Raw genomic sequence first — 22,432 nt, 5'->3', positions numbered from 1 at the left:
GAGAGACAAAAATGGTAGGTATCGCAGTGCTTGGCGCCGGTCGCATCGGCAAAATTCACGCCGCCAACGTGGCAGCCAGCAAGTTCGCCACCCTGGTGGTAGTCGCCGACCCCTTTGCCGAAGCCGCCTCGCGCCTGGCCGACGAACTGGGCGCCGAATCCATGACCGACTGCGAGGCGGCCATTGACCGCCCCGACGTCGATGCCATCGTCATCGGCACCCCGACCCACACCCACATCAATCTGATGCTGCGCGCCGTGCGCCAGGGCAAGGCGGTGCTGTGTGAAAAACCCATCGACCTGGACATGGCCAAGAGCCTGGCAGCGGTGGAAGAAGTGGAGCGCCTGAATGGCCGCGTGATGCTGGCGTTCAACCGCCGCTTTGAAAGCACTTTCGCCGAAATGCGTGCGGCCATCGAAGCCGGCGACATCGGTGACGTGCGCCAGGTGATCATCACCAGCCGCGACCCGGGCCTGGCCCCGGAGGACTACATCCAACACTCGGGCGGCATTTTCCGCGACATGACCATTCACGACCTGGACATCGGTCGCTGGCTGCTGGGTGAGGAGCCGGTGGAAATCAACGCCATCGGCAGCCGCCTGATCGACCCGGCGATGATGGAAAAGTACGACGACTACGACACCGCGATGGTGCAGATGCAGACCGCTTCCGGCAAGCAGTGCCACATCAACAACTGCCGCAACGCGGTGTACGGCTACGACCAGCGCATTGAAGTGTTCGGCTCCAAAGGCATGCTGCAGATGGACAACCTGCGTCCCACCACCATTCGCCGCTGGAGCCAGGACGTCACCGACGCCCGCGAGCCTCTGCTGAACTTCTTCCTGGAACGCTACCAGCAAGCCTACAAGTCGGAACTGGATGCCTACATCGACGCCCTGGTAAACAAAAAGCCGCTGCCGACCACCGTGCAGGATGGCCTCAAGGCCCTGAAACTGGCCGATGCCGCCGTGGAATCGGTAGCCACCGGCCGTACCATCAAGCTCTGAGTCGCCGCCCCAAGGAGAATCACATGTCTTATCAGCGTGAGCGCGGTACCCCCATTGGCGTCGCCTGCCTGGGTATTACCCACCCGCATACCTCGGGCCGGGTCAAGGCCTTCAAACGCCTGGCCAATGTGCAGTTTCAGGGTGCCTTCGATGACAGCCCGCTGCTTCAGCCGTTCTGCGACGCCATGGAGTTGCAACCGCGCAGCAAGGAAGAGATCCTCGCCGACCCGAACGTGCACGTGGTACTGGTGCACCCCAAGAGCTACCTGATGGCCGACTGGGCCATCGAAGCGCTGGAAGCCGGCAAGGCCGTGCTGTGCGAGAAGCCGGCAGGGCGTGGCACCCAGGACACCCAGCGCATTGTCGACGCGGTGGAGCGCACCGGTGGCCTGTTCCAGGTCGGTTACTGCTGGCGCTACGCGCCATCGGTGGTAAAAATGCAGCAGGTGCTGCAAAGCGGCGATATCGGCAAGGTTCTGCAAGTACGTGCCCACGCCGGCTGCTCCCATGATGAGGCCGACACCAACCACATGAAACAGCCGGGCGACCGTGGCGGCGCGTTCTACGTGATTGGCTGCCACACCATCGACCGCATTCTGCTGCACTTCGGCAAGCCGAAGTCGGTGAACGCGCGCATCACCAAGTTCGCCGGGCAGATGAGCGATTCGGCCCGCGAGGACGCAGTGGGCGCGGTGCTCAACTACGACGACAAACTGGTGACCATCGACTTCATGTCCTGGGACCCGATGCCCTGGACCGAGAGCTGGGACATTACCGCCTACGGTACCCATGGCGTAATGCATTCAACGCCCATGCCAGCGTCGTACAAGCTGTACCACGATGGCAACAACGGCCACCAGCAGGGCTGGACGCACTGGAACGAGAACAGCTTTCCAGAGATCTGGGCGGTGCGCAAAACCGTCTACTCCCCGGAAATCGCCGAAATCGGCAACCCGGTGTACTTCGACCGCGAGGCCGCCGCATTCACGCACTCGCTATACACCGGCGCGCCTTCCAACGTGCCGGCCACCCAGGCCCACGACATCAACGTGATCCTCGAAGCGCTGTTCGAGTCCGCTGATGCCAACGGCCAGGAAACAGTCCTGGCGTTCTAACCCGCACCACAGTCCCGGTACGCGAAACACCCCGTCGGCTCGACCGTTGTCGAGCCGGATGGGCCTTTGCGTCCCTGTTAAAACACAAAAACAACAAGGCAGAGGACATTATGCACACGATCATCAAGATTGCCGCCGCACTCGCACTGGGCATCGCCCTGAGCGCCTGCGGCAAAAGCGAGACCAGCAGCAAGGGCACCATCGGCGTCGCCATGCCCTCCAAGACCGAGGCGCGCTGGGTTTCGGACGGTGCCAATATCGTCGACTCGCTGAAGAAAATGGGTTACGACACCGACCTGCAATATGCCCAGTACGAGGCACCCACCCAGCTCTCGCAGATCGAGAACATGATGGTCAAAGGCATCAAGGGCCTGATCGTGGCGCCGATCGACGGCACCACCATGGCCGATGTGCTCAAACAGGCGAAAGAGAAGGGCATCAAGGTCATCTCCTATGACCGACTGATCCGCAATTCCAAGGACTTCGATTACTACGTCACCTTCGACAACTATCGCACCGGCGTACTGCAGGGCCAGTCCATCGTCGATGCGCTGGACCTCAAGGATGGCAAGGGCCCGTTCAACCTGGAGATCTTCGCCGGCTCCACCGATGACAACAATGCCCACGTGGTGTACTCGGGCGTGATGTCGCAGATCAAGCCTTACATTGACAACGGCAAGCTGGTGGTGCGCAGCGGCCAGGTGGCCATGGACAAGGTTGCCACCCCGAACTGGGACGGTGCCCAGGCCCAGGCGCGCATGGACAACCTGCTCAGCGCGTTCTACAGCACCACCCACCTGGACGCTGTGTTGGCCATGAATGACCAGATTGCCAACGGCGCGGTGTCGTCGCTCAAGGGCGTGGGTTACGGCAGCGGCAAGTCGGCGATGCCGATCGTGACCGGCCAGGACGCCGAGGTCTCCAGCGTCAAGTCGATTATCCGCGGTGACCAGTCGTCCACCATCTTCAAGGACACCCGTGCGCTGGCCGGTGCGGCCGCCCAGATGATGGACGCCGAACTGACCGGCAAGGCAGTCAGCGTCAACGACACCACGTCCTACGATAACGGTTCGATGGTGGTGCCTACCCAACTGCTCACCCCGCAGCTGGTCGACGGCAAGAACTGGCAGAAAGTGCTGGTCGACGACACCAAGTTCTACACCCAGGCGCAGTTGCAACAATAGCCGACGCGGCGTGGCCGCCGCCCCGGTGGCGGCCCCTTGCACGGGAGAGAAAAAATGACAAAAACGATTCTCGACATGCGCGACATCCGCAAGGCGTTTGGCCCGGTCAAGGCGCTGAGCGGCGTCAACCTCAAGGTGGGCGATGGTGAGATTCATGCCATCTGCGGGGAAAACGGTGCGGGCAAGTCGACGCTGATGAAGATCCTCAGCGGCGTCTACCCCCATGGCAGCTTCGAGGGCGAGATCCAGTTCGACGGCGCGCCGCGCACCTTCCATAACCTGCGTGACAGCGAGGCGCTGGGCATCTGCATCATTCACCAGGAACTGGCACTCGTGCCGATGCTGTCGATCACCGAAAACCTTTTCCTGGGCAACGAGATCGCCCGCCACGGGGTGATCGACTGGGATCAGGCGCACTTGCGTGCCCGTGAACTGCTGGCCCGCGTCGGCCTCGATGCCCGCCCGCAGACGCTGGTGGGCAACCTGGGTGTTGGCCAGCAGCAGATGGTCGAGATCGCCAAGGCGCTGGCCAAGGACGTGCGCCTGCTGATTCTCGACGAGCCCACCGCCAGCCTCAACGAAAGGGACAGCGACACCCTGCTCAAGCTGATGCTGGAGCTCAAGGGGCGGGGCATTACCTCGATCATCATCTCCCATAAGCTCAACGAAATTGGCCGGGTGGCCGATGAGATCACGGTAATTCGCGACGGCAGCACGGTTGACGTCATCGACTGCCGCGCCGACGGCATTGATGAGGGCCGGGTTGTGCGTTCCATGGTCGGCCGCGAGCTGTCCGACCGTTACCCCGCGCGGGTGCCCAACATTGGCGAGACCTTGTTCGAGGTGCGCGACTGGTCGGTGGGTGACCCCGAGCGGCCGGACCGCGACCGGGTGCGCAACCTCAACTTTCACGTGCGCCGCGGTGAAGTGGTGGGCATCGCCGGGTTGATGGGCGCCGGCCGTACCGAGTTCGCCATGAGCATGTTTGGCCGTTCCTACGGCGTCAATGTGCGCGGCACCGCGCACCTGGAAGGCCAGGTCGTGGACCTGGGTACCGTGCGCAAGGCGATCAAGCAGGGCCTGGCCTATGCCACCGAAGACCGCAAGGGCGCCGGCCTGGTGCTGGGTGACAGCATTACCCACAACACCTCCATGGCCAACCTGGGCGCGGTGTCCAAACGCTGGGTGATGAACGAGCTGGGCGAGACCGCCGTGGCCGACGGCTTCCGCGCGCGGCTGCGCATTCGCAGCCCGGACGTGACCCAGTCGGTGGAGAAGCTCTCGGGTGGCAACCAGCAGAAAGTCGTGCTGGGCAAATGGCTGTTCTCCAACCCCAAGGTGCTGATCCTCGACGAACCCACTCGCGGTATCGACGTGGGCGCCAAGTACGAGATCTACGGCGTGGTCAACCAGGTGGTCAGCGAAGGGCGCGGGGTGGTCATGATCTCCTCGGAAATGCCCGAGCTGCTGGGTACCTGTGACCGCATCTATGTGATGAACGAAGGCCGCTTCGTGGGCGAGTTTGCTATCGCCGAGGCGTCCCAGGAAAAAATCATGCACGCAATCATGAAAAATGAGGTGATCCAATGAGCGAAGCCAGCCTGCCTCTCTCTTCCAAACCCGGCCACCTGACGTTATTCAAGCGCGGTGCGCGCGAATACGGCCTGCTGGTGTCGCTGATCGTCATCATGGTGTTTTTCCAGGTGGCCACCGGCGGGGCGCTGATGCAACCGCTCAACCTCACCAACCTGCTGCTGCAGAACAGTTACATCGTGGTGATGGCCCTGGGCATGTTGATGGTCATTGTCTGCGGCCATATCGACCTGTCGGTCGGTTCGGTGGTGGGCGTGGTCGGCTCGATCGCCGCGGTGCTGATGGTGCAGTACCGTCTGGACTTCTTCACCGTGACCCTGATCTGCCTGCTGGCGGGTGCCTTGATCGGCGCGGCCCAGGGCTATTGGGTGGCGGTGTGGGGCATGCCGTCGTTCATCGTGACCCTGGCCGGCATGCTGATTTTCCGCGGCGCCACCATTGCTATCTCCCAAGGGCAGTCCATTGGACCGTTCCCGCCGGCGTTCTCGGCCATCAGCTCCGGTTTTGTGCCTGACCTGTTCAGCAACGAACACCTGCGTATCACATCGCTGTTGTTGGGCATCGCCGTCGCTATAGCCTTCTGGGTGATTGAATACCGCAGCCGCCTGCGCACCCTGAAAAGCGGTGGCAGCGTCGTGCCCATGGTGGTGTTCGCCCTGAAAAACGGCGTGGTCACCGCGCTGATCGTGTACTTCTGCTACCTGCTGTCCACCTACCGTGGCATCCCCACAGTGCTGGTGATCATGAGCATTTTGATCGGGGTATACACGTTCATCATGAACCGCACGGTGATCGGCCGTTGGGTATACGCGGTGGGCGGCAACCTCAAGGCTGCGCGGCTGTCGGGCATCAATACGGCGCGAGTGACCTTCTTTGCCTTCGTCAACATGGGTGTGCTGGCGGCGGTGGCCGGGCTGATCTTCGTGGCCCGCCTGAACAGTGCCACCCCGCGAGGCGGCACCGGTTTCGAGCTGGACGTGATCGCCGCGGTGTTCATCGGCGGAGCGTCAGCCTCCGGTGGCGTCGGCAAAGTGGTGGGCGTGGTGATCGGTGCATTCATCATGGGCGTGCTGAACAACGGCATGTCCATCATGGGGATCGGCATCGACTACCAGCAGATGATCAAGGGGGCGGTGCTGTTGGCGGCCGTGTTCGTGGATGTTTATCAAAAGACCAGAGGTTGATATGTCGCCCAAGGAAGACAACGGCAGGGGACAACGATGATCAAGCACATTGTGATGTGGAACCTGGCCGGCGACACGCCGGAGCGCAACCAACAGGCGTGTCTGTTTCTCAAGGAGCAATTCGAAGGGCTGGCAGGGCGGATACCCGGGTTGTTGAAAATCGAGGTGGGGGTGGATTTCAGTCGCATCGACTATGCCTGTGATGTTGTGTTGTACAGCGAGTTCGACTCGCAGGAGGCCTTGGCAGCCTATGCAACGCACCCGGAGCATTTGCGGGTGAAGCGGGAGTTGGGGGACTGTCGGATTGCGCGGCATCAAGTCGATTACGTCGCCACCGTGTAGCTAAGTCCGCTAGGTTGGGGCGATTAGCGCCGCTAGAGGTACCCTGAGCCAATGTGGGGAATCTCAGCTTGGCGGCGCACATTTTAAAAGGCGCCAGAATAGGTCACTCAGAGCGGCGTATTGAGAAAATTCCGCGTTTGGGGGGGCAAAAACATTTTTCCTGGGATCTAGGACGGTAGTTTCAGCCTAAAAAACTAATCGGGCCCCCATTCGCACCGGGTGTGTGAGCGCTCGCGAATAGCGATTTCTCACGGACTACAGTAGGGCGGTGGATGGTATTCAGTGCACCTCAGTATGCTGGATCAGAAACCGGTACCGGGATCAACCACCTGCGATCCTGCCGGCTTTAGTTTCCGTAAAAGCAGTACCAAGACGCGTATCAGAAGAAATGGTGATCATCTCGCTGCCTGTGGGCGATAGCTCACCTCGGGTATCGCAGCCTGCCAGGATGCCGATACCTAGAAGTCCCATACCTGAAATCACCTTACGGCGAGTCAACAAAACGCTCATTGATTCAAGCCTCTTTATACGGAAACCATAAATTGGATTAGCTCATCTTTTAAATTATTACTTCATGCATTGATCATGTGCTTATCGATAGATACATCGGTTCAAGGCCGAGCTGATCACTAGTGCGATTGAAATGAGGGTTTTGTCTCTCATACTTTTAACGTCGCCTCAACAACCGTAAACGTGGGTCGTCTAACTAAGTACTCGCGCAAAGAAGATGTAAGTTCCCCAATCACCTTACTAGAATGACTGCTGGAAATCAGCCCGAACTACCAAGTTCTTTAGCCTCGTAATGGCGTTAAGTCTTACTAGCAACCTGGATCAAGGTCTTCAATGTCAATCTGTTTTCTACGGCCCTCCTTGCGCGGGGGCTGTTTGATGAATTGAAAGCTGCAAAAGGCAGCATCATCAACGTTACCTCTATTGCAGGATCCAAGGTGCACCCGTTCGCAGGTGTCGCTTATTCCACATCCAAAGCTGCGCTCTCCGCCCTGACTCGGGAAATGGCTTTTGATTTTGGCCGACATGGCGTAAGGGTCAACGCTATCGCACCTGGAGAAATCGAAACCTCAATACTGTCCGCAGGCACTGCGGAAATCGTTGAACGGTTAGTGCCGATGAACCGGCTGGGCAAACCTGAGGAAGTTGCTTCGCTCGTCTACTTCCTTTGCACCAGTGGCGCTTCTTATGTAAACGGCGCAGAGATTCACGTTAACGGTGGCCAGCATGTCTAACGTTAATGGCCGGATCTGGGCGTTCACCTTACGTATCCGCGTAAGCGTTGACGTAGGGAACTGACGTTTAATGCACAAAGCCGGTAGCGCGGGATTTAGGTGTGTCTCGATGATTCACCTACTGACGATCCTACGCAGTTACCGTCCAAATTTGCTCTTGAAATACCCAAAAAACAAGTCCAGAATTGAGTCTTTTCCTGCCTCGGCAAGAAAATAAACCCCTTAGATTTCAATGGGTCGGACGCCAGATGCGAGTCTCGTTTCCCGCTCCAAACACAAAGAAAAAGCCACTCTAACGAGTGGCTTTTTTTTGCCTGGGATTTACGCATACGTCGGCGCTTGGCCCGCTATTTGTCGTGCCTGGCCAAGCACTGTCCAGGGGCACCTGATGGTGCCGTGGTCACTCGGTCAGCAGGTTTTTGCCGAGCACGTAGCTTTTTCGCCAACGAGTGATCTGTACGTTGAGAAACAGCCCTGCCTGGTAGAACGGGTCGCCCTCGATAAACGCCTGTGCCTGTTCGCGGGTATCCAGTTCGACGATGTAGAACCCACCGCCCAGGTCGCTGGCATCGTCATGCAACTTGGCTCCACACGCGATCAACAGCGCCGCGTGGCGCTCCAGGTACGCCAGGTGGCTGGGCCGGTGGCGGCTGCGGACCGCCTGGCTGCCAGGCTTGTCCCATGTTTCGATTACAAATGGCATACGCAGACTCCTGAAAATGATGAATCGGGACTCACGGGTGGCCCAGGTATCCCCACAGCAGGACGGTGCAAATGTAGATGGCACCGACCCAGAACATGCAGATCACGGTGTAGCCCATCACATCCTTGAGTTTCAGCCGTGACAGGGCGAGGGCCGGGAGGATCCAGAACGGCTGCACCAGGTCGTTCCAGGCGTTGCCCAGCATCACCGCCATGGAGGTCTGGGCCAGTGAGCTGTTCAGGGCACGGGCAGCTTCGATCATGAAAGGGCCCTGAATCGCCCAGTGGCCGCCGCCGGAAGGGGCGAAGAAGTTGATCAGGAACGAGCTGATCAAGCCCCAGAAGGGCAAGGTCTGCTGGTTGGCCACGTCGACAAAGACCCTGGAGACACTGTCCACCAGGCCCGAACCGGCCATGATCGCCATGATCCCGGCGTAGAAGGGGTACTGGAGAATGATCCCGGTAATGGTCTTGATGCCCTCATTGAGCTTGGCTATGTACTGGGCCGGGGTGCGCAGCAGCAGGATGCCGAGGAACAGGATCAGAAAGTTGACCTTGTTCAGATCGAGGTTGGCTCCGCGCAAAAAACTCACGGCGACGTAGCCCAGACCCAACAGGCCCACCGCCAGGCTCAGCAGCCTACTGTTGTTGAGCCGAGTGGCCACGGTGTTGTCGGCGAACAGCCCGTCCACGCCCTGGCCGCTTTCATCCTTGGCGATGTACTGGCTGGCGTCGATCTCGGTCACCTGTTCCCCCTGCCGGGGGGGCAGGGCTGCATTGAGCAGAGGCAACGTCACCAACACCACCAGAGCTGTGAGCAAGATCGGCCAGGAAAAAATCGTTTCGCCCAGGCCTATCAGGCCCATGCTTTTCTGCATCGGATGCCCGGGAGTGGAGATAAGCACCGGGATGGTCGCCGACAACCCCAGGCCGTAGTCCCAGATCGCTGCCGGCGATGCCGCAAGCCACCGAGGCGGCGGCAAAGCCAAGCATGCCAAGCATGAAAATCCGCCGTGGCCCGTACCTGTCCCTTAAACGCCCGCCGAGGATCAGGAACAGCGCAAAGGCTGCGGCGTAGATCGACACCGACGCCTGCATCAGGCCATCGCTGGCTTTCAGGTCGGCCTTGATAAAGGGCAGGGCGATATTGACGATGAAGTAATCCAGGGGCGGCAGGAACGATCCACCAGCAGGATCACCAGGCATACCCAGCGTCTGGCCCCGGTCTGGGTTACGGGCGGCTCCGGTGTCAGCATTGGCGCGCCTGCTGTCCGAGGTTTTCCCGAGCGCTGGCGCCCAGCTCAAGCAGGCTCAGGTCCATGGGGCTCAATGGCTCGAAGAACGCTCGCCCCGGATGAGCGCCCAGGCGTTGCTCGACTTCGGCATGCAGGGCTGGGTCGTCCAGGCCGAACCAGTCGGCGCTGCCCAGTTTGAGCGTCGCTCCCTGGTGTTTTCGTCGATGCCGTCGCTACAGCGTATCCGCAGGATCACGGTAGTTTGGGTTTCGATGGTATGCATCGCCAGCCGGTGTGGCCTAAGGGTCGGCAGCTCGACGAGGTGAGCTTCGACCCGTTCAATAGAGATGGGGTGCATGGAGGCGGTCATTCCTTGAGCTGCGTGCCGATGGGGTCCTGATGAACTGGATGGTGTTGCTTTGTTTGGGAGAGGTCAAATACCCCAGGAGGTGGTGACCAATACTTAATGGGTATTGTGGCCTGGGTACTGTTGCGTCCTGCCTGAGCTAGAACTCGGTCACAACCGTTACGCCGGCCGTCTCGAAGCGATCCATGTTCATCAGCGCGTCGATGGACTGCTCCAGGCTGATGGTTTTACCCACGAGTTTTTCCGGGGCGAGTTTTCCGCCGGTGATCATCTGGACCATGGCGTCATAACGATGCGCTTGCATGCCGTGGCTTCCGTAGATCTCAAGCTCGTGCGCGATGACTTTGCTCATGGGGATCGCCGGTGTGGCGTGGTCGGCGAGCATCAGGCCTACCTGGACGTGTTTGCCTCGACGGCGCAGGTTGTTGATGGAGTTGAAGCACGTGGTGGGATGGCCCAGTGCATCCAGTGAGACGTGGGCGCCACCCTGGGTGATTTCCAGCACGGCTTCGGTGACGTCCGCAACGGCTTGTGCGTTCACGGTTGCAACGGCACCGAGCGAGCGCGCCAGCTCTAGTTTTTCCTGGGAAATATCGATGGCGATGACGTTCGCGCCGAGGGCGTTGGCGATCATCACTGCGGACAGGCCGACGCCTCCGCAGCCGTGCACCGCAACCCACTGTCCGGCGCTGACTTTGCCTTGGTCAACGACGGCGCGGAATGAAGTGGCGAAGCGACAACCCAGGCTTGCAGCGGTGGCAAAGTCCATGCTCTCAGGGAGTGCCACGACGTTCAGGTCGGCCTGATGGATACCGACGTATTCAGCAAACGAACCCCAGTGGGTGAAGCCCGGTTGAAACTGTGTGTTGCAGACCTGCTGGTTACCGCTGTTGCACTCGGGACACGCGCCACACCCGCCTACGAAGGGCACCGTCACACGGTCGCCGACCTTCCACCGGGTAATGTCGCGGCCAACCTCGGCCACGATGCCGGCAAGCTCATGCCCGGGAACATGCGGCAACTGGATGTCCGGATCATGGCCCTTCCAGCCGTGCCAGTCGCTGCGGCAAACCCCCGTGCCCCTCACCTGTATCACCACACCGTGACGCTCCGGCGTCGGGTCTTCGACGTCCATCAAGCGCGGCGGTTTGGAAAAGGCTTCGTAGACAACTGCTTTCATGAAAGTAACCTCTGCCTGGATAAACGCGGCGCTGTATTCGATGGCTTTCTTATTCGGGGCTGCTCGAATCAGCGGTGATCCATTATGTGCAAATGGGGTGAAATTGCTTTTCAGATTGCGATTGATAGTTTGCGCCGAATGAAATTAATCTTCGTGAGCTGGCACATAATTGAAAGGATCAACCATGCTCGAGCGTTTGGATAAGGTGGACATTGCAATATCAGAGCGATTGCAGCGAGATGGGCGACTGTCGAATGTCAAATTGGCGGAGCAACTTTCCCTCAGCGAAGCATCCTGTTGGCGTAAACAAAAGCGCCTTGAGGAATGCGGGGTGATTGAGGGGTATCAAGCCATCCTGAATCGCAGAAAGCTGGGCCTGGGGGTGATGGCTTTTGTTCAGATTTCCTGCAGTGATCACAGTGAAGAGGCCACGGAAAAGTTTGAAAAAATCATCGCCTCGGCGCCTCAGGTACTCAGTTGCCACAACACAACGGGCGAGGCGGATTTTTTACTTCAAGTCGTCGCCAGGGATTTGGACAGTTACAGCAGATTCGTCGAAAAGGTGCTGCGAAAGCTCCCGGGCGTTTTGAGTATCCGCTCGAACCTGTCGCTGCGAGAAATGAAGACCACGCAGCGTTTTCCGCTGGCCGAACTCCTGAGTATCTGAGGGCCTGCGGCGCCCGGCCTCGCCTGCGCGCACAGCCATAAGACGAGAAAGATAAATACCCAGGTAAACGGCGATAGCCGGGGAAATCAGATGCTTCTTTGACGTCTTGGAGCCGGTATTGCTCGAAGCCCTATGCGTTGAAAATGTCGAAGATTAAATCGTGGGCGCGCGATCCGAAATGGACGCACCGAGGGGCTTGCCCAGACATCGCATTCACGCCAAGGCCGTCACCTCGACAGGACCTCAGGCGTCGGCAAGCTGAAACCGATAGCCCACGCCATACAATGACTCGATGGGCGTTTCTCCAGGGCACGCCTGCTCCAGCTTGCGTCGCAGGTTGCGGATATGGCTGTCCACCGTACGGTCGGTGACCACGCGGTGGTCGGAGTAGATCTTGTCCAGCAGTTGGTCGCGGGAAAACACCCGCCCGGCGGAGCGTGCAAAGGTGCTGAGCAGTCGCAGCTCAAGGGGGGTGAGGTCCAGCGCGATACCGTCGAGGGAGGCGCGGTACTGCGTTTCGTCGATCAGCAGGCGCGGTGGGGCGCTGCTCAGCAGTTGGGGACCGCGGCGCAGGATGGCCTTGATCCGGGCAACCACTTCGCGCGGGCTGAAAGGCTTGCAGATGTAGTCGTCGGCGCCCAGGTCCAGCCCCAGCAGGCGGTCCACCTCTTCGACGCGGGCGGTGATCATGATGATGGGCACGGCACTGAACACACGCAGGTCCTGGCAAACTTGCATACCGTCACGGCCGGGCAGCATCAGGTCGAGCAAGATCAGGCGCGGCGTGTGGGCGCGCACGGTCGGCACCACCTGCAAGCCGTTGTCCAGGCACAGGGTCGGGTAGCCTGCCGCAACCACATAATCCTGCATCAATGCGGCCAGCTTCGGTTCGTCTTCGACAATCAGGATCGGGCTTTCGTCGTTCATGAGTCAGATGTTCCTTGGCAGGCGCAGGGTCAGCCAAAGCCCCCCAAGCGGGGAGTGCGCGGCGTCAAGGCTACCGCCGTGGGCGAGGGCGATGCTGTGACAAATCGCCAGCCCCAGGCCGGCCCCGCCACTGCTGCGGTTGCGCGACGATTCGCCACGATAGAAGCGCTCGAACAGGCGCGGCAGTTGCTCGGCCGAAACACCAGGGCCGGAGTCGAGGAGCTCGAGGCACACCTCGGCGCGATCCTGAGAGGCGCGGATGTGTATGACCCCCCCCGGATCGGTGTAGCGCACGGCGTTCTCCAACAGGTTGGAAAACAATTGCTGCAAGCGATTGGCGTCGGCGAACAGCTCCAGCGGTTGAGATGGCAAGTCCAATTCGACGCGCAGGTACCGGGTATTCAAACGCTCCTGGAACATCGACACGCTGGCTTGCAACAAGTGATCCAATGAACACACGCTCTTGCGGTAGGTCAGTGCGCCGATATCTGCCAGGGACAACTCATACAGGTCATCCACCAGTTTGCTGAGCATGCTGACCTCGCCTTGCAGCGACTTCATCGAGCCTGGGTTCAGGGTGCGTACGCCATCCTCGATGGCCTCCAGCTCGCCACGCATTACCGACAGCGGGGTGCGCAGCTCGTGCGAAACGTCGGCCATGAACTCGCGACGCATCTGTTCATTGCGCTCCAGGGTGTAGGCGAGCTGGTTGAAGTCACGGGCCAATTGGCCCACTTCGTCATTGGAGGCCACCGCCACCCGACTGCTGTAGTCACCGCTGGCCAGACGGTGGGTCGCTGCGGCCACCCGTTTGACCGGTTCCAGCAGCGTTCGGGCGATCCACCAGGCAATCAGCATCGCCAGCAACAGCGAAAACGCGCCCATGACCAAACTGGTGCGTAACTGGTATTGCTGGAACCGTTCGCCGCCGGCTTCGGTCACGCTCTGGAACGGGGTCACGGCCAGCCAGCCCACGGTTTCGTCGCCCACGACAACCGGGCGCAACAGCGCGTCGTCGCCAATATCCGGGTAACCGTTCACGCGTTTTTTGTGTTTATCCAACAAGGCGATGCGAAATAGCGCGCCTGTCAGGTCGGAGGCCAAAGGCGTGCGCAGGTCGTTCTTCGCCGGATCCTCGCCAAGTTCGGGCCGCATGATGTCGAACCAGCGGTCCGGCTGGTTGCGCAGGAACTCCCAATTGCCTTCGCGCGCGTAAGCGCTGGCCAGGCGCGGCAGCACGGGCGCCATGCGCTCCAGCGCCTGCTCATTGAGGTACCCGAGAAAGCCCCGCCCGAAGCTCCAGCTGGTCGCCAGGCCCATGCTCAGGATGACCAGCAACACACCGGCCAGTACCGCAATAAACAGCTTGGTGGAGATACTCAACTTCATGGAGGCGGGCCGTCGGGAATGGATGGTGACCATTTAGGCCCTGGCGAGCGAAAGATTCAACCCGGCGGGGCAATCTTCAATTTTCCTGCACATTTGCCTCGCAGCATGGCGCTGACTCAAGTCATCCCGTCTTGCAGAGGCTGCTATGTCGACGAAAATAATCGCCAAATTCCTGGTCACCGCCGCGGTGCTCCTGTCCTTGATCATTTTGGTCATGCTGGGCGGCTGCTCCGGCGGCGAGCCACTTCCTGAGGCGGTCACCCCCAAGGTCTCGGTGATCAGCATAAAACCCCAGAGCCAAGTGCTGACCACCGAGCTGGCGGGGCGCACCCAGGCCTTCATGGTGGCGCAGATTCGTCCGCAAGTCGGTGGCATCGTCCAGCGGCGGCTGTTTGTCGAGGGTGCGGATGTCAAGGCCGGGCGAGCGTTGTACCAATTGGATGCGGCGCCCTACAACGCCGCACTGGCGCAGGCCCAGGCGAGCCTGGCCAAGTACCGCGCCACGCTTAAATCGGCGCAGGCCACCGCCAGGCGCGACGCCGAACTGGTGAAGATCAATGCCATCAGCCAGCAAGACAACGAGGACGCGCAGGCGACGTTGCTCACCGCGGCCGCCGACGTGCAAGTCGCCGCAGCTGAAGTCGAGACCGCCCGGATTAACCTCGCTTACACACGTATTACCTCGCCGGTCAGCGGGCGCATTGAAACGTCCACTGTGACCCCCGGGGCGCTGGTGGTGGCTGATCAGGACAGCGCGTTGACCACGGTGCAACAACTCGATCCGATCTATGTGGATGTCACCCAATCGACTACGGAACTGCTGCGGCTCAAGCGTGACCTGGCCAGCGGGGCCTTGCAGTCCAACGGCGAGGGGCAGGCACGGATCAGTCTGAAGCTGGACGACGGCACCGCCTACAACCATGAGGGGCGGCTCAAGGTCAGCGGCGTCAGTGTCAACGAGGGCACGGGCACCGTGACCCTTCGCGCAGAGTTCGCCAACCCGGACCACCTGCTGCTGCCGGGCATGTATGTGCGCGCGGTGCTGGAGCAGGCGCGCAATGATCAGGCCATTCTGATTCCGCAAAAAGCGGTCAACCGTAGCGCCAGCGGTGTGACCACCGCGTTGCTGGTGGTTGACGGCAAGGTTGAACAACGCGAGCTGACCATCGATCGCGCGGTGGGTAACCAGTGGTGGGTCACCGCAGGCCTGAACGCGGGGGACCAGTTGATCGTCGAAGGCGGGCAAAAGGTTCGTGTCGGCGCCGCCGTAAACGCGCAAGACGCCACTACCCAGGCGGCTACGACGCCGACTCCTGTGAAGGCGGGTTGAACATGGCGCACTTTTTTATTGATCGACCTATCTTCGCCTGGGTGATCGCCATCGTGATCATGCTCGGTGGTGGCTTGTCCATCAGCCAGTTGCCGTTGGAGCAGTACCCGGACATCGCGCCGCCCACGGTCACGATTTCTGCCACCTACACCGGGGCCTCGGCCAAGACCGTGGAGGATTCGGTGACCCAGGTCATCGAACAGCAGATGAAAGGCCTGGATAACCTGACCTATATGTCGGCCACCAGCAGTTCGGCAGGCAGTGCCAGCATCAGTTTGACCTTTACTGCCGGCACCGACCCGGACGTCGCCCAGATGCAGGTGCAGAACAAGCTGCAACAAGCGGAGTCGAGACTGCCGCAAACGGTACAAAGCGAAGGCCTGACCGTGACCAAGGGCGGCTCGGATTTCTTGATGATTGTCGCCCTGGCATCGGATGACCCCAGTGTCACCGGTACCCAGATCGGCGACTACATTTCCACCACCTTGCTGGACTCCATCAGCCGAATAGACGGCGTTGGCGATGTGCAGACGTTGGGGTCGGGCTACGCCATGCGTATCTGGCTGGATCCTGCCCTGTTGGAAAAGTACGCGTTGATGCCCTCGGACGTCAGCAGTGCCCTGGAGGCGCAGAACACTGAAGTTTCCGCCGGGCAGCTCGGCGCCTTGCCGGCGATCAAGGGTCAGCAGTTGAACGCCACGATCAGCGCCCGCAGCAAACTGCAGACCGTCGAAGAGTTTCGCAATGTCGTCGTCAAGTCCAACAGTGATGGAGCTGTCGTTCTGCTGGGCGACGTCGCAACCCTGGAGTTGGGCAGTGAAAGCTACGACATCAGTTCGGCCCTCAACGGCAAACCTGCCGCAGCCATGGGTGTGCAACTGGCGGCTGGCGCCAATGCGCTGAATGTCGGTGAGGCAGTCAAGGCCAAGCTCAAGGAGATGGAGCCGTTCTACCCGACGGAAATGCAGCTTAAAAACGTGATTGCCTACGACACCACGCCATTTGTCAGCCTGTCCATCGAGGAAGTGGTCAAGGCCCTGGGCGAGGCCATCGTGCTGGTGGTGCTGATCATGTTCCTGTTCCTGCAGAGCCTGCGGGCAACGCTGATACCGGCGATCACCGTGCCGGTGGTGCTGCTGGGCACGTTCGGTGTGCTGGCGCTGTTCGGCTATTCGATCAACACCTTGACCATGTTTGCCATGGTCCTGGCGATCGGTTTGCTGGTGGACGACGCCATTGTGGTGGTGGAAAACGTCGAGCGGTTGATGGGCGAGGGGCTGTCGCCGGTGGCCGCCACGCGGCAATCGATGAGTGAAATCAGCAGTGCACTGGTCGGTATCACCCTGGTGCTGAGTGCAGTGTTTATTCCCATGGCGTTTTTCGGTGGTTCCACCGGGATTATCTATCGGCAGTTTTCGGTGACCATTGTCTCGGCCATGGTCCTGTCGGTGTTGGTGGCGATGACCCTGACACCCGCGCTCTGCGCGTCGTTGCTCAAGGCGCGTGGCGGCCAGGCGCATACGGCTCAGCGCGGGTTCTTCGGCTGGTTCAACCGCACCTTTGAACGGGCCAGTGCCGGATATGAGCGCTGGGTGGGGGCGGTGTTGCGCCGTTGGGGACGCAGCCTGCTGCTTTACGGCGTGGTGCTGGTGGTCATGGCGGTGGGCTACATGAGCCTGGCCACGTCGTTCCTGCCGGATGAAGACCAGGGGATCCTCCTGGCACAGATCCAGTTACCGGTCGGCGCGACGGACAGCCGCACACAGGCCGTGATCAAGCAGTTCGAAGACTACATCCTGAAACAGCCCGAAGTCGAAGCGATGATCAGCATCAGCGGGCTGGGGATGGGCGGCAACAGCCAGAATACCGCGCGGGCGTTTATTCGCCTCAAGGACTGGTCCGAACGCGGTGGCTCTGGTGAGGGTGCAGCCGCCATTGCCCAGCGGGCGACCATGGCGCTGTCGAGCATCGGCGATGCCGATGCGTTCGTCATGCAGCCGCCGACCGTGCGCGGCCTGGGCCAGAGCTCGGGGTTCGACCTGCAACTCAAGGACCTCGGTGGCCTGGGCCATGATGCGTTAGTGGCGGCCCGCGAACAGTTCCTGGAGTTGGCCAGGAAAGACCCCCGCTTGCTGGGCGTGCGCAGCAACGGCCTGGACGATGCGCCGCAGCTCAAGGTCAGCATTGACGACCGCAAGGCCGGGGCCTTGAGCTTGAGTACCAGTGACATCAACACCACATTGTCGACGGCGCTTGGCGGTACTTACGTAAACGACTTCCTCAACCAGGGCCGGGTGAAAAAAGTCTATGTACAGGGCCAGGCATCCTCGCGCATGCAGGCGGCGGACCTTGATCACTGGTTTGTGCGCAACAGCAACAATGAAATGGTGCCGTTTTCGTCCTTCGCCACCAGCTCCTGGAGTTACGGCTCGCCGTTGCTGGAACGCTACAACGGTAACGCCTCCCTGGAAATCGTTGGCGACCCTGCGCCAGGGGTGAGCTCCGGGGACGCGATGAACGCGGTGGAAGCCATTGTCCGGCAATTGCCCCAGGGCATCGGCTACGAGTGGACGGGGCAATCCTATCAACTGCGCCTGTCGGGCTCCCAGGCGCCGCTGCTCTACGGCGTCTCCGTGTTGTTTGTATTCCTGTGCCTGGCCGCGCTCTATGAGAGTTGGTCGGTGCCGTTTTCGGTGATCCTGGTGGTCCCCCTGGGGGTGATCGGTGCGGTGCTGGCGACCCGTGTCGCCGGGTTGAGCAACGACGTGTATTTTCAGGTCGGGTTGTTGACCACCGTGGGCCTGGCCGCGAAAAACGCGATCCTGATCGTTGAGTTTGCCAAGCACTTGCAAGAGCAGGGCAACAGCGTGATCGACGCGACGCTGATCGCCGTGCGCCAACGCCTGCGGCCGATCCTGATGACCTCCCTGGCGTTCATGTTCGGCGTGTTGCCGCTGGCCTTGAGTACGGGCGCAGGCTCCGCCGGGCGCCAGGCCATCGGGACCGGGGTGCTGGGCGGCATGTTCAGCGCGACGGTGCTGGGGATTTTCTTTGTGCCGCTGTTTTTCGTGCTGATCCGCCGCCGTTTTGGCCGCGTGCACAGCGCTAACCAATCTGCCCCGACAGGTGATGCATGATCAAGTCACACTGGCCTTTGCTGGCCGCCATGGCCCTGGGCGGTTGCGTCAACCTGGCACCGCAGTATGAGCGTCCCGCTGCACCGGTGTCCGAGCAATGGCTGCCAGCAGCCAGCCTGCCAACAGGGCAGGCTGGGGTTGATATCAAATGGCAGCAGTTCTTTACCGACAGCCGCCTGGCGCAGTTGCAGGTAGTGGCGCTGGCCAATAACCGCGACTTGCGTTTGGCCAGCCTGAACGTTGAGAAGGCCCAGGCGCAGTACCGCATCAAGCGTGCGGACCTGTTTCCCACTGTCGACGCGAGCGTCAGCGGCACCCATAGCCGTACACCGGGGTCGCTGTCCAACTCCGGCGCGGCGGCCACCACTCACGATTACAGCGCTCAATTGGGGCTGAGCAGTTATGAGCTGGACGTGTTTGGCCGGGTTCGCAACCTGCGGGATGAGGCGCTGGAAGACTACCTGGCGCTGACGGAAACCCGGCGCAGCACGCAAATCAGTCTGGTGGCCGAAGTGGCCACGGCCTGGCTGACCCTGGCCGCCGACAACGAACGGCTGCTGCTGGCCCAGGAAACCTTGACCAGCCAGTTGGCCACCTACGACCTGACCCAGCGCAGCTACACCTTGGGCGGCGCTTCTGCGTTGTCCGTGGCGCAAGCCCAGACCACGGTCGAGTCGGCACGGGGCGATGTGGCGTCCTACGAGAGCCAGATCCTGCAGGACCGCAATGCCTTGCGCCTGTTGGTCGGCAGTGATCTGCCCGAGGCGCTCTTGCCGGGGACGCACCTGGAATCGGCGGCGGTGCTGGTGGAGATTCCGGCGGGCCTGCCCTCCAGCCTGCTGCAACAACGCCCGGACGTGCTCTCGGCCGAACATACGCTCAAGTCCGCCAACATCGATATTGGCGCGGCCCGTGCGGCGTTTTACCCGAGCATCAGCCTGACCGCCAATGCCGGCTCGTCCAGTTCGGCATTGGCCGGCCTGTTCAAGTCCGGCAGCGGTGCCTGGACCTTTGCCCCGAGCATCAGCGTGCCGATTTTTGACGGCGGCAGTAACCGCGCGACCCTGGATTCGGCCAAGGTAGAACGCGAGATCCAGGTGCAGACCTATCAGCAAACCCTGCAGACCGCCTTCCGCGAAGTGGCCGATGCGTTGGCGGTGCGCAGCACCCTGGATCGCCGTATCGCCGCGCAACAGGCGCTGACCGACGCCAGCCGCAAAAGCTTCGAACTCTCGGATGCCTTGTATCGGGGCGGCTCGCAAAGCTACCTCGAAGCCCTGGATGCGCAACGCTCGCTCTACAGCGCACAGCAGGACCTGATCACGCTGCGCCTGACCGAGCAGAGTAATCGCATCACGTTGTACAAAGTGCTGGGGGGCGGGTGGAATTAATGGCCCTGCCACGTGCACACATCACCGCAGCGAAGGAACGGCTTGCGCGCATCAAATCAGATGACTTCTTTGAGTGGGGAATAACCATGTGTGCCTTTCGTTCCAGTGTAAGCCGTTGCGTCCAGGTGCTTGCCTGCGCCTGCTTCATCACGATCTCACCGCCTTCGCGTGCGGACGCCGACGCAGATCCATGGGAAGGTATTAACCGACCTATTTTCTCATTCAACGACACGTTGGATACCTATGCACTCAAACCACTTGCCCAAGCCTACCAATTCGTCACTCCCCGGGTTGCTCAAGACGGCATTCATCATTTTTTCAATAATCTGGGGGAGGTCAAAAATCTGTCCAACAACTTACTTCAAGCCAAGTTTCATAGTGCCGGCGTGGATACGAGTCGCTTTTTACTCAACAGCACGATTGGCCTGGCGGGGTTGTTTGACGTCGCGACGCCCATGGGGCTGCAGCGCAGTGACGAAGATTTCGGTCAAACCTTAGGTTACTGGGGGGTAAATAGCGGCCCTTACCTGGTACTGCCGCTCCTGGGGCCAAGCACACTGCGCGATGCGCCTGCCATCCTTCCTGATGCCTACACCAATCCGGTCCGCTACATCGGCGACGTTCCTACCCGTAATAGCCTTTACGGCGTGAGCCTGATCGACGGACGTGCTCAATATCTGACGTCCGAAAAGCTCATTACGGGCGATAAGTACAACTTCATTCGAAGTGTCTATCTGCAAACCCGAGCGTTCAAGATCAACGGGGGAGCCGTAAAGGACGACTTTTGATCGGGACGTGACCCACCAGGTCGTGATAACCCTGCATCCGGCTTGTTACACATTGGCAAGCTGGACTTGATCACGGCCCTTTGATTTAGCACTGTACATAGCGCTGTCCGCGCGCCGCATGAAAGCATCAAATGACTCCGATGGCACCCACGCCGCGACGCCGAAGCTACACGTTACCTGACCCGCCTCCTCAAAGGGCAGGGCGCTGACGAGGGCTCGAAGCTTTTCCGCCAGCCGCTTTGTGTCGTGCAGTTCGCTACCCGGGCAGATCAAGGCAAACTCTTCGCCACCTGTTCTGCACAGTAGATCGGATTTGCGCGTTGCCGAACGTATTCGTGTACACAATGCCTTCAGCACGTTGTCACCGCACTGATGCCCCCTGCTGTCGTTGATGCGTTTGAAGTGATCAACGTCGAACATGATCAGCGATAGAGGCTGGTAGTGGGTGTTAGCTTCAATGAGCAGGCGTTCCATCAGCTCTTCGAAGTGCCTGCGGTTATACACGCCCGTCAGGTGGTCGGTAATGTTCAATAAACGCAGGGCTTGCGTGCGCTCTTCAACAAGAGACAGGGCCCGCGCGCGCTGCGTGATCAGCAAGTACACCATCAACGTCATCAGCAGCGTCAATCCTGTTCCGAACACGGCAATCAGACTGATAAACGATGCGTGACTGTTGGAGCTCAAAAATGCTGAGGTTGGCCGAAACCGCATCAAGTAGTGTTGGTCGGCTACTTTCAACACGCGCTGAGCGTAAAGCGGCGATGGGGCAGCCGGCGATAAGCTCTGATAAATGTTGTCTTCCTGATGCTGTGTGTCGGTCAATGACAGCGTTACGTTCAGTCGTTGCAGACTGGGTAACGGAATGCTTTGTTCCATCAAGGAGGCCAAGCGCATTGTCGAGATGATGAAGCCCTGCAAACCTTCATCGTTCACTGGCGCCTCGGAGGACTCTTTGAATACGGGAGCGACAAAGAAAACCCCGGCCTGGCCATTGCTCATTTTCAACGGTTCCGACACGACCATTTGATGTGTTTCTCGTGCCTTCTTCAACAGGGCCTCGCGATCCGGGCGGGCGATGACATCCATGCCAGGGGTAACCTTCACGTCATCGCGCTTGGATAAATAGAGCAAGACCATGTGTTCCGGGCGACGGGTGAGGGGGGGCTTCGGCACCGGTGATTGGATTGATCTCATGATACGCAAAGTCACTCGTACCATTGAGCAGCGCCTTGGTGTGAAACACTTGTAGATCCTGCTCGAGAATCCTCGGTACCCAGCCGTACGTTTCGCCCTCTTCGACGAGAGGCGTGACGAACCCCATAAACTCCTTTTCCGTGACATCGTCGGCGTTGATGAAGAAACGCCTGACGGTGTCCAGTTTCAAGTCTTGAACAGTAAAACGTCGCTGCAAGCGACTGAATCGTTCGTCAACCTCCAGTTGGAACGCAACGGCAACGGTGCGCTGCTCTGACCCGTGGTAGAGAATCAGTACCAAGCTCGTTACGGCCACCCCAGCCAGGCACACAAGAATGCAGAGGGTCACGTCGGATGCTTTAAGGGCGCTCTTACGAAAAGGCATCATTTCGTGTTCCTTACTCATCGCCAAACGAACAGCAACCGCCTGAAGGGCTTTCTCGATTATCGGCACAC

Annotated in this window: 18 protein-coding genes and 4 pseudogenes; 12 read left to right on the top strand and 10 right to left on the bottom strand. The window is 60.1% G+C overall.

The features are described 5' to 3' along the window. The first annotated feature begins 11 nt into the window (after positions 1-11). From iolG to L8K08_RS23225, 6 genes are all read left to right on the top strand, one after another. Entirely contained in the window at positions 12-1,007 is a 996-nt protein-coding gene (iolG, locus tag L8K08_RS23250; protein WP_126589304.1) for an inositol 2-dehydrogenase, read from the top strand. Between the two features lie 23 nt (positions 1,008-1,030). Then, positions 1,031-2,122, top strand: a complete 1,092-nt coding sequence (locus L8K08_RS23245; protein ID WP_242200177.1) for a Gfo/Idh/MocA family oxidoreductase — start codon at positions 1,031-1,033, stop codon at positions 2,120-2,122. 110 nt (positions 2,123-2,232) lie between these two features. Continuing rightward, positions 2,233-3,306, top strand: a complete 1,074-nt coding sequence (gene chvE, locus L8K08_RS23240) for a multiple monosaccharide ABC transporter substrate-binding protein (RefSeq protein WP_242200175.1) — start codon at positions 2,233-2,235, stop codon at positions 3,304-3,306. Between the two features lie 54 nt (positions 3,307-3,360). Continuing rightward, positions 3,361-4,896: a multiple monosaccharide ABC transporter ATP-binding protein gene (mmsA, locus tag L8K08_RS23235; RefSeq protein ID WP_177130862.1), complete on the top strand. Its 1,536-nt coding sequence runs from the start codon at positions 3,361-3,363 to the stop codon at positions 4,894-4,896. After that, positions 4,893-6,083 carry a multiple monosaccharide ABC transporter permease gene (gene mmsB, locus L8K08_RS23230; protein WP_177130861.1) on the top strand — a complete coding sequence of 397 codons (1,191 nt, stop codon included), beginning with the start codon at positions 4,893-4,895 and terminating at the stop codon, positions 6,081-6,083. Before mmsA ends, mmsB begins: the two co-directional genes overlap by 4 nt. Positions 6,084-6,119: 36 nt before the next feature. Next, a complete protein-coding gene (locus L8K08_RS23225; RefSeq protein WP_103695839.1) occupies positions 6,120-6,425 on the top strand; it encodes a Dabb family protein in 306 nt (101 codons plus the stop codon). Positions 6,426-6,839: 414 nt separating this feature from the next. On the opposite strand, the pseudogene L8K08_RS30365 reads toward L8K08_RS23225, so the two are convergent. After that, positions 6,840-6,935: pseudogene (locus tag L8K08_RS30365) on the bottom strand (SCO family protein); the annotation flags it as partial. Between the two features lie 311 nt (positions 6,936-7,246). On the opposite strand from L8K08_RS30365, the pseudogene L8K08_RS23215 reads away from it, so the two are divergent. Next, positions 7,247-7,669 (top strand): annotated as a pseudogene (locus tag L8K08_RS23215) (SDR family oxidoreductase); the annotation flags it as partial. Positions 7,670-8,069: 400 nt separating this feature from the next. Here L8K08_RS23215 and L8K08_RS23210 read toward each other — a convergent pair. From L8K08_RS23210 to L8K08_RS23190, 5 genes and pseudogenes are all read right to left on the bottom strand, one after another. Further along, positions 8,070-8,372, bottom strand: coding sequence for a YciI family protein (locus L8K08_RS23210; RefSeq protein WP_242200172.1), 303 nt, complete (start codon positions 8,370-8,372; stop codon positions 8,070-8,072). 31 nt (positions 8,373-8,403) lie between these two features. Then, complete coding sequence (locus L8K08_RS23205) at positions 8,404-9,276, bottom strand: TIGR00366 family protein (protein WP_242200171.1); 873 nt, start codon at positions 9,274-9,276, stop codon at positions 8,404-8,406. A 109-nt stretch (positions 9,277-9,385) separates the two neighbouring features. Beyond that, positions 9,386-9,577 (bottom strand): annotated as a pseudogene (locus L8K08_RS23200) (MFS transporter); the annotation flags it as partial. A gap of 252 nt (positions 9,578-9,829) precedes the next feature. Then, positions 9,830-9,964: pseudogene (locus L8K08_RS23195) on the bottom strand (muconate cycloisomerase); the annotation flags it as partial. A gap of 148 nt (positions 9,965-10,112) precedes the next feature. Next, positions 10,113-11,153, bottom strand: coding sequence for a zinc-dependent alcohol dehydrogenase family protein (locus L8K08_RS23190; protein WP_242200170.1), 1,041 nt, complete (start codon positions 11,151-11,153; stop codon positions 10,113-10,115). A 184-nt stretch (positions 11,154-11,337) separates the two neighbouring features. Here L8K08_RS23190 and L8K08_RS23185 point away from each other — a divergent pair, with 184 nt between their 5' ends. After that, on the top strand, positions 11,338-11,820 hold the full coding sequence (locus tag L8K08_RS23185; RefSeq protein WP_242200169.1) for an Lrp/AsnC family transcriptional regulator: 483 nt from the start codon (positions 11,338-11,340) through the stop codon (positions 11,818-11,820). Positions 11,821-12,063: 243 nt separating this feature from the next. Here the strand turns inward: L8K08_RS23185 and L8K08_RS23180 are convergent, their stop codons facing one another. Both L8K08_RS23180 and baeS read right to left on the bottom strand, forming a co-directional pair. Continuing rightward, positions 12,064-12,747 (bottom strand): response regulator, encoded by a 684-nt coding sequence (locus tag L8K08_RS23180; protein WP_242200168.1) that lies wholly within the window; start codon positions 12,745-12,747, stop codon positions 12,064-12,066. 3 nt (positions 12,748-12,750) lie between these two features. Next, positions 12,751-14,136 carry a sensor histidine kinase efflux regulator BaeS gene (baeS, locus tag L8K08_RS23175; protein ID WP_145163474.1) on the bottom strand — a complete coding sequence of 462 codons (1,386 nt, stop codon included), beginning with the start codon at positions 14,134-14,136 and terminating at the stop codon, positions 12,751-12,753. A 145-nt stretch (positions 14,137-14,281) separates the two neighbouring features. Here baeS and L8K08_RS23170 point away from each other — a divergent pair, with 145 nt between their 5' ends. From L8K08_RS23170 to L8K08_RS23155, 4 genes are all read left to right on the top strand, one after another. Next, complete coding sequence (locus L8K08_RS23170; RefSeq protein WP_242200167.1) at positions 14,282-15,466, top strand: efflux RND transporter periplasmic adaptor subunit; 1,185 nt, start codon at positions 14,282-14,284, stop codon at positions 15,464-15,466. 2 nt (positions 15,467-15,468) lie between these two features. Then, on the top strand, positions 15,469-18,603 hold the full coding sequence (locus tag L8K08_RS23165; RefSeq protein ID WP_242200165.1) for an efflux RND transporter permease subunit: 3,135 nt from the start codon (positions 15,469-15,471) through the stop codon (positions 18,601-18,603). Then, the gene (locus tag L8K08_RS23160) at positions 18,600-19,994 is read left to right on the top strand and encodes an efflux transporter outer membrane subunit (protein WP_242200163.1); all 1,395 of its coding nucleotides are present in this window, start codon (positions 18,600-18,602) and stop codon (positions 19,992-19,994) included. The genes L8K08_RS23165 and L8K08_RS23160 overlap by 4 nt, the downstream gene beginning before the upstream one ends. Positions 19,995-20,080: 86 nt before the next feature. Continuing rightward, a complete protein-coding gene (locus L8K08_RS23155; RefSeq protein ID WP_315975597.1) occupies positions 20,081-20,782 on the top strand; it encodes a VacJ family lipoprotein in 702 nt (233 codons plus the stop codon). Between the two features lie 45 nt (positions 20,783-20,827). Here L8K08_RS23155 and L8K08_RS23150 read toward each other — a convergent pair whose 3' ends face one another. Both L8K08_RS23150 and L8K08_RS23145 read right to left on the bottom strand, forming a co-directional pair. Further along, on the bottom strand, positions 20,828-21,919 hold the full coding sequence (locus tag L8K08_RS23150; RefSeq protein WP_242200159.1) for a sensor domain-containing diguanylate cyclase: 1,092 nt from the start codon (positions 21,917-21,919) through the stop codon (positions 20,828-20,830). After that, a complete protein-coding gene (locus L8K08_RS23145) occupies positions 21,888-22,364 on the bottom strand; it encodes a hypothetical protein (RefSeq protein ID WP_242200157.1) in 477 nt (158 codons plus the stop codon). Before L8K08_RS23145 ends, L8K08_RS23150 begins: the two co-directional genes overlap by 32 nt. Positions 22,365-22,432 lie beyond the last annotated feature (68 nt).

Origin of the sequence: Pseudomonas sp. TREG-RG-20F-10-E-6-01 (assembly GCF_022662455.1) — a bacterium.
Taxonomy (GTDB): domain Bacteria; phylum Pseudomonadota; class Gammaproteobacteria; order Pseudomonadales; family Pseudomonadaceae; genus Aquipseudomonas.
This window is presented reverse-complemented; position numbering and strand designations above follow the sequence as displayed.

Excerpts from the sequence above, each read along its gene's own strand:
- L8K08_RS23180 (WP_242200168.1), bottom strand. The coding sequence starts at position 12,747 with ATGAACGACGAAAGCCCGATCCTGATTGTCGAAGACGAACCGAAGCTG.
- L8K08_RS23155 (WP_315975597.1), top strand. The coding sequence starts at position 20,081 with ATGTGTGCCTTTCGTTCCAGTGTAAGCCGTTGCGTCCAGGTGCTTGCC.
- iolG (WP_126589304.1), top strand. The coding sequence starts at position 12 with ATGGTAGGTATCGCAGTGCTTGGCGCCGGTCGCATCGGCAAAATTCAC.
- mmsA (WP_177130862.1), top strand. The coding sequence starts at position 3,361 with ATGACAAAAACGATTCTCGACATGCGCGACATCCGCAAGGCGTTTGGC.
- L8K08_RS23190 (WP_242200170.1), bottom strand. The coding sequence starts at position 11,153 with ATGAAAGCAGTTGTCTACGAAGCCTTTTCCAAACCGCCGCGCTTGATG.
- chvE (WP_242200175.1), top strand. The coding sequence starts at position 2,233 with ATGCACACGATCATCAAGATTGCCGCCGCACTCGCACTGGGCATCGCC.
- L8K08_RS23210 (WP_242200172.1), bottom strand. The coding sequence starts at position 8,372 with ATGCCATTTGTAATCGAAACATGGGACAAGCCTGGCAGCCAGGCGGTC.
- L8K08_RS23225 (WP_103695839.1), top strand. The coding sequence starts at position 6,120 with ATGATCAAGCACATTGTGATGTGGAACCTGGCCGGCGACACGCCGGAG.
- L8K08_RS23165 (WP_242200165.1), top strand. The coding sequence starts at position 15,469 with ATGGCGCACTTTTTTATTGATCGACCTATCTTCGCCTGGGTGATCGCC.
- baeS (WP_145163474.1), bottom strand. The coding sequence starts at position 14,136 with ATGAAGTTGAGTATCTCCACCAAGCTGTTTATTGCGGTACTGGCCGGT.
- mmsB (WP_177130861.1), top strand. The coding sequence starts at position 4,893 with ATGAGCGAAGCCAGCCTGCCTCTCTCTTCCAAACCCGGCCACCTGACG.
- L8K08_RS23245 (WP_242200177.1), top strand. The coding sequence starts at position 1,031 with ATGTCTTATCAGCGTGAGCGCGGTACCCCCATTGGCGTCGCCTGCCTG.
- L8K08_RS23150 (WP_242200159.1), bottom strand. The coding sequence starts at position 21,919 with ATGGTCTTGCTCTATTTATCCAAGCGCGATGACGTGAAGGTTACCCCT.
- L8K08_RS23170 (WP_242200167.1), top strand. The coding sequence starts at position 14,282 with ATGTCGACGAAAATAATCGCCAAATTCCTGGTCACCGCCGCGGTGCTC.
- L8K08_RS23145 (WP_242200157.1), bottom strand. The coding sequence starts at position 22,364 with ATGATGCCTTTTCGTAAGAGCGCCCTTAAAGCATCCGACGTGACCCTC.
- L8K08_RS23185 (WP_242200169.1), top strand. The coding sequence starts at position 11,338 with ATGCTCGAGCGTTTGGATAAGGTGGACATTGCAATATCAGAGCGATTG.
- L8K08_RS23160 (WP_242200163.1), top strand. The coding sequence starts at position 18,600 with ATGATCAAGTCACACTGGCCTTTGCTGGCCGCCATGGCCCTGGGCGGT.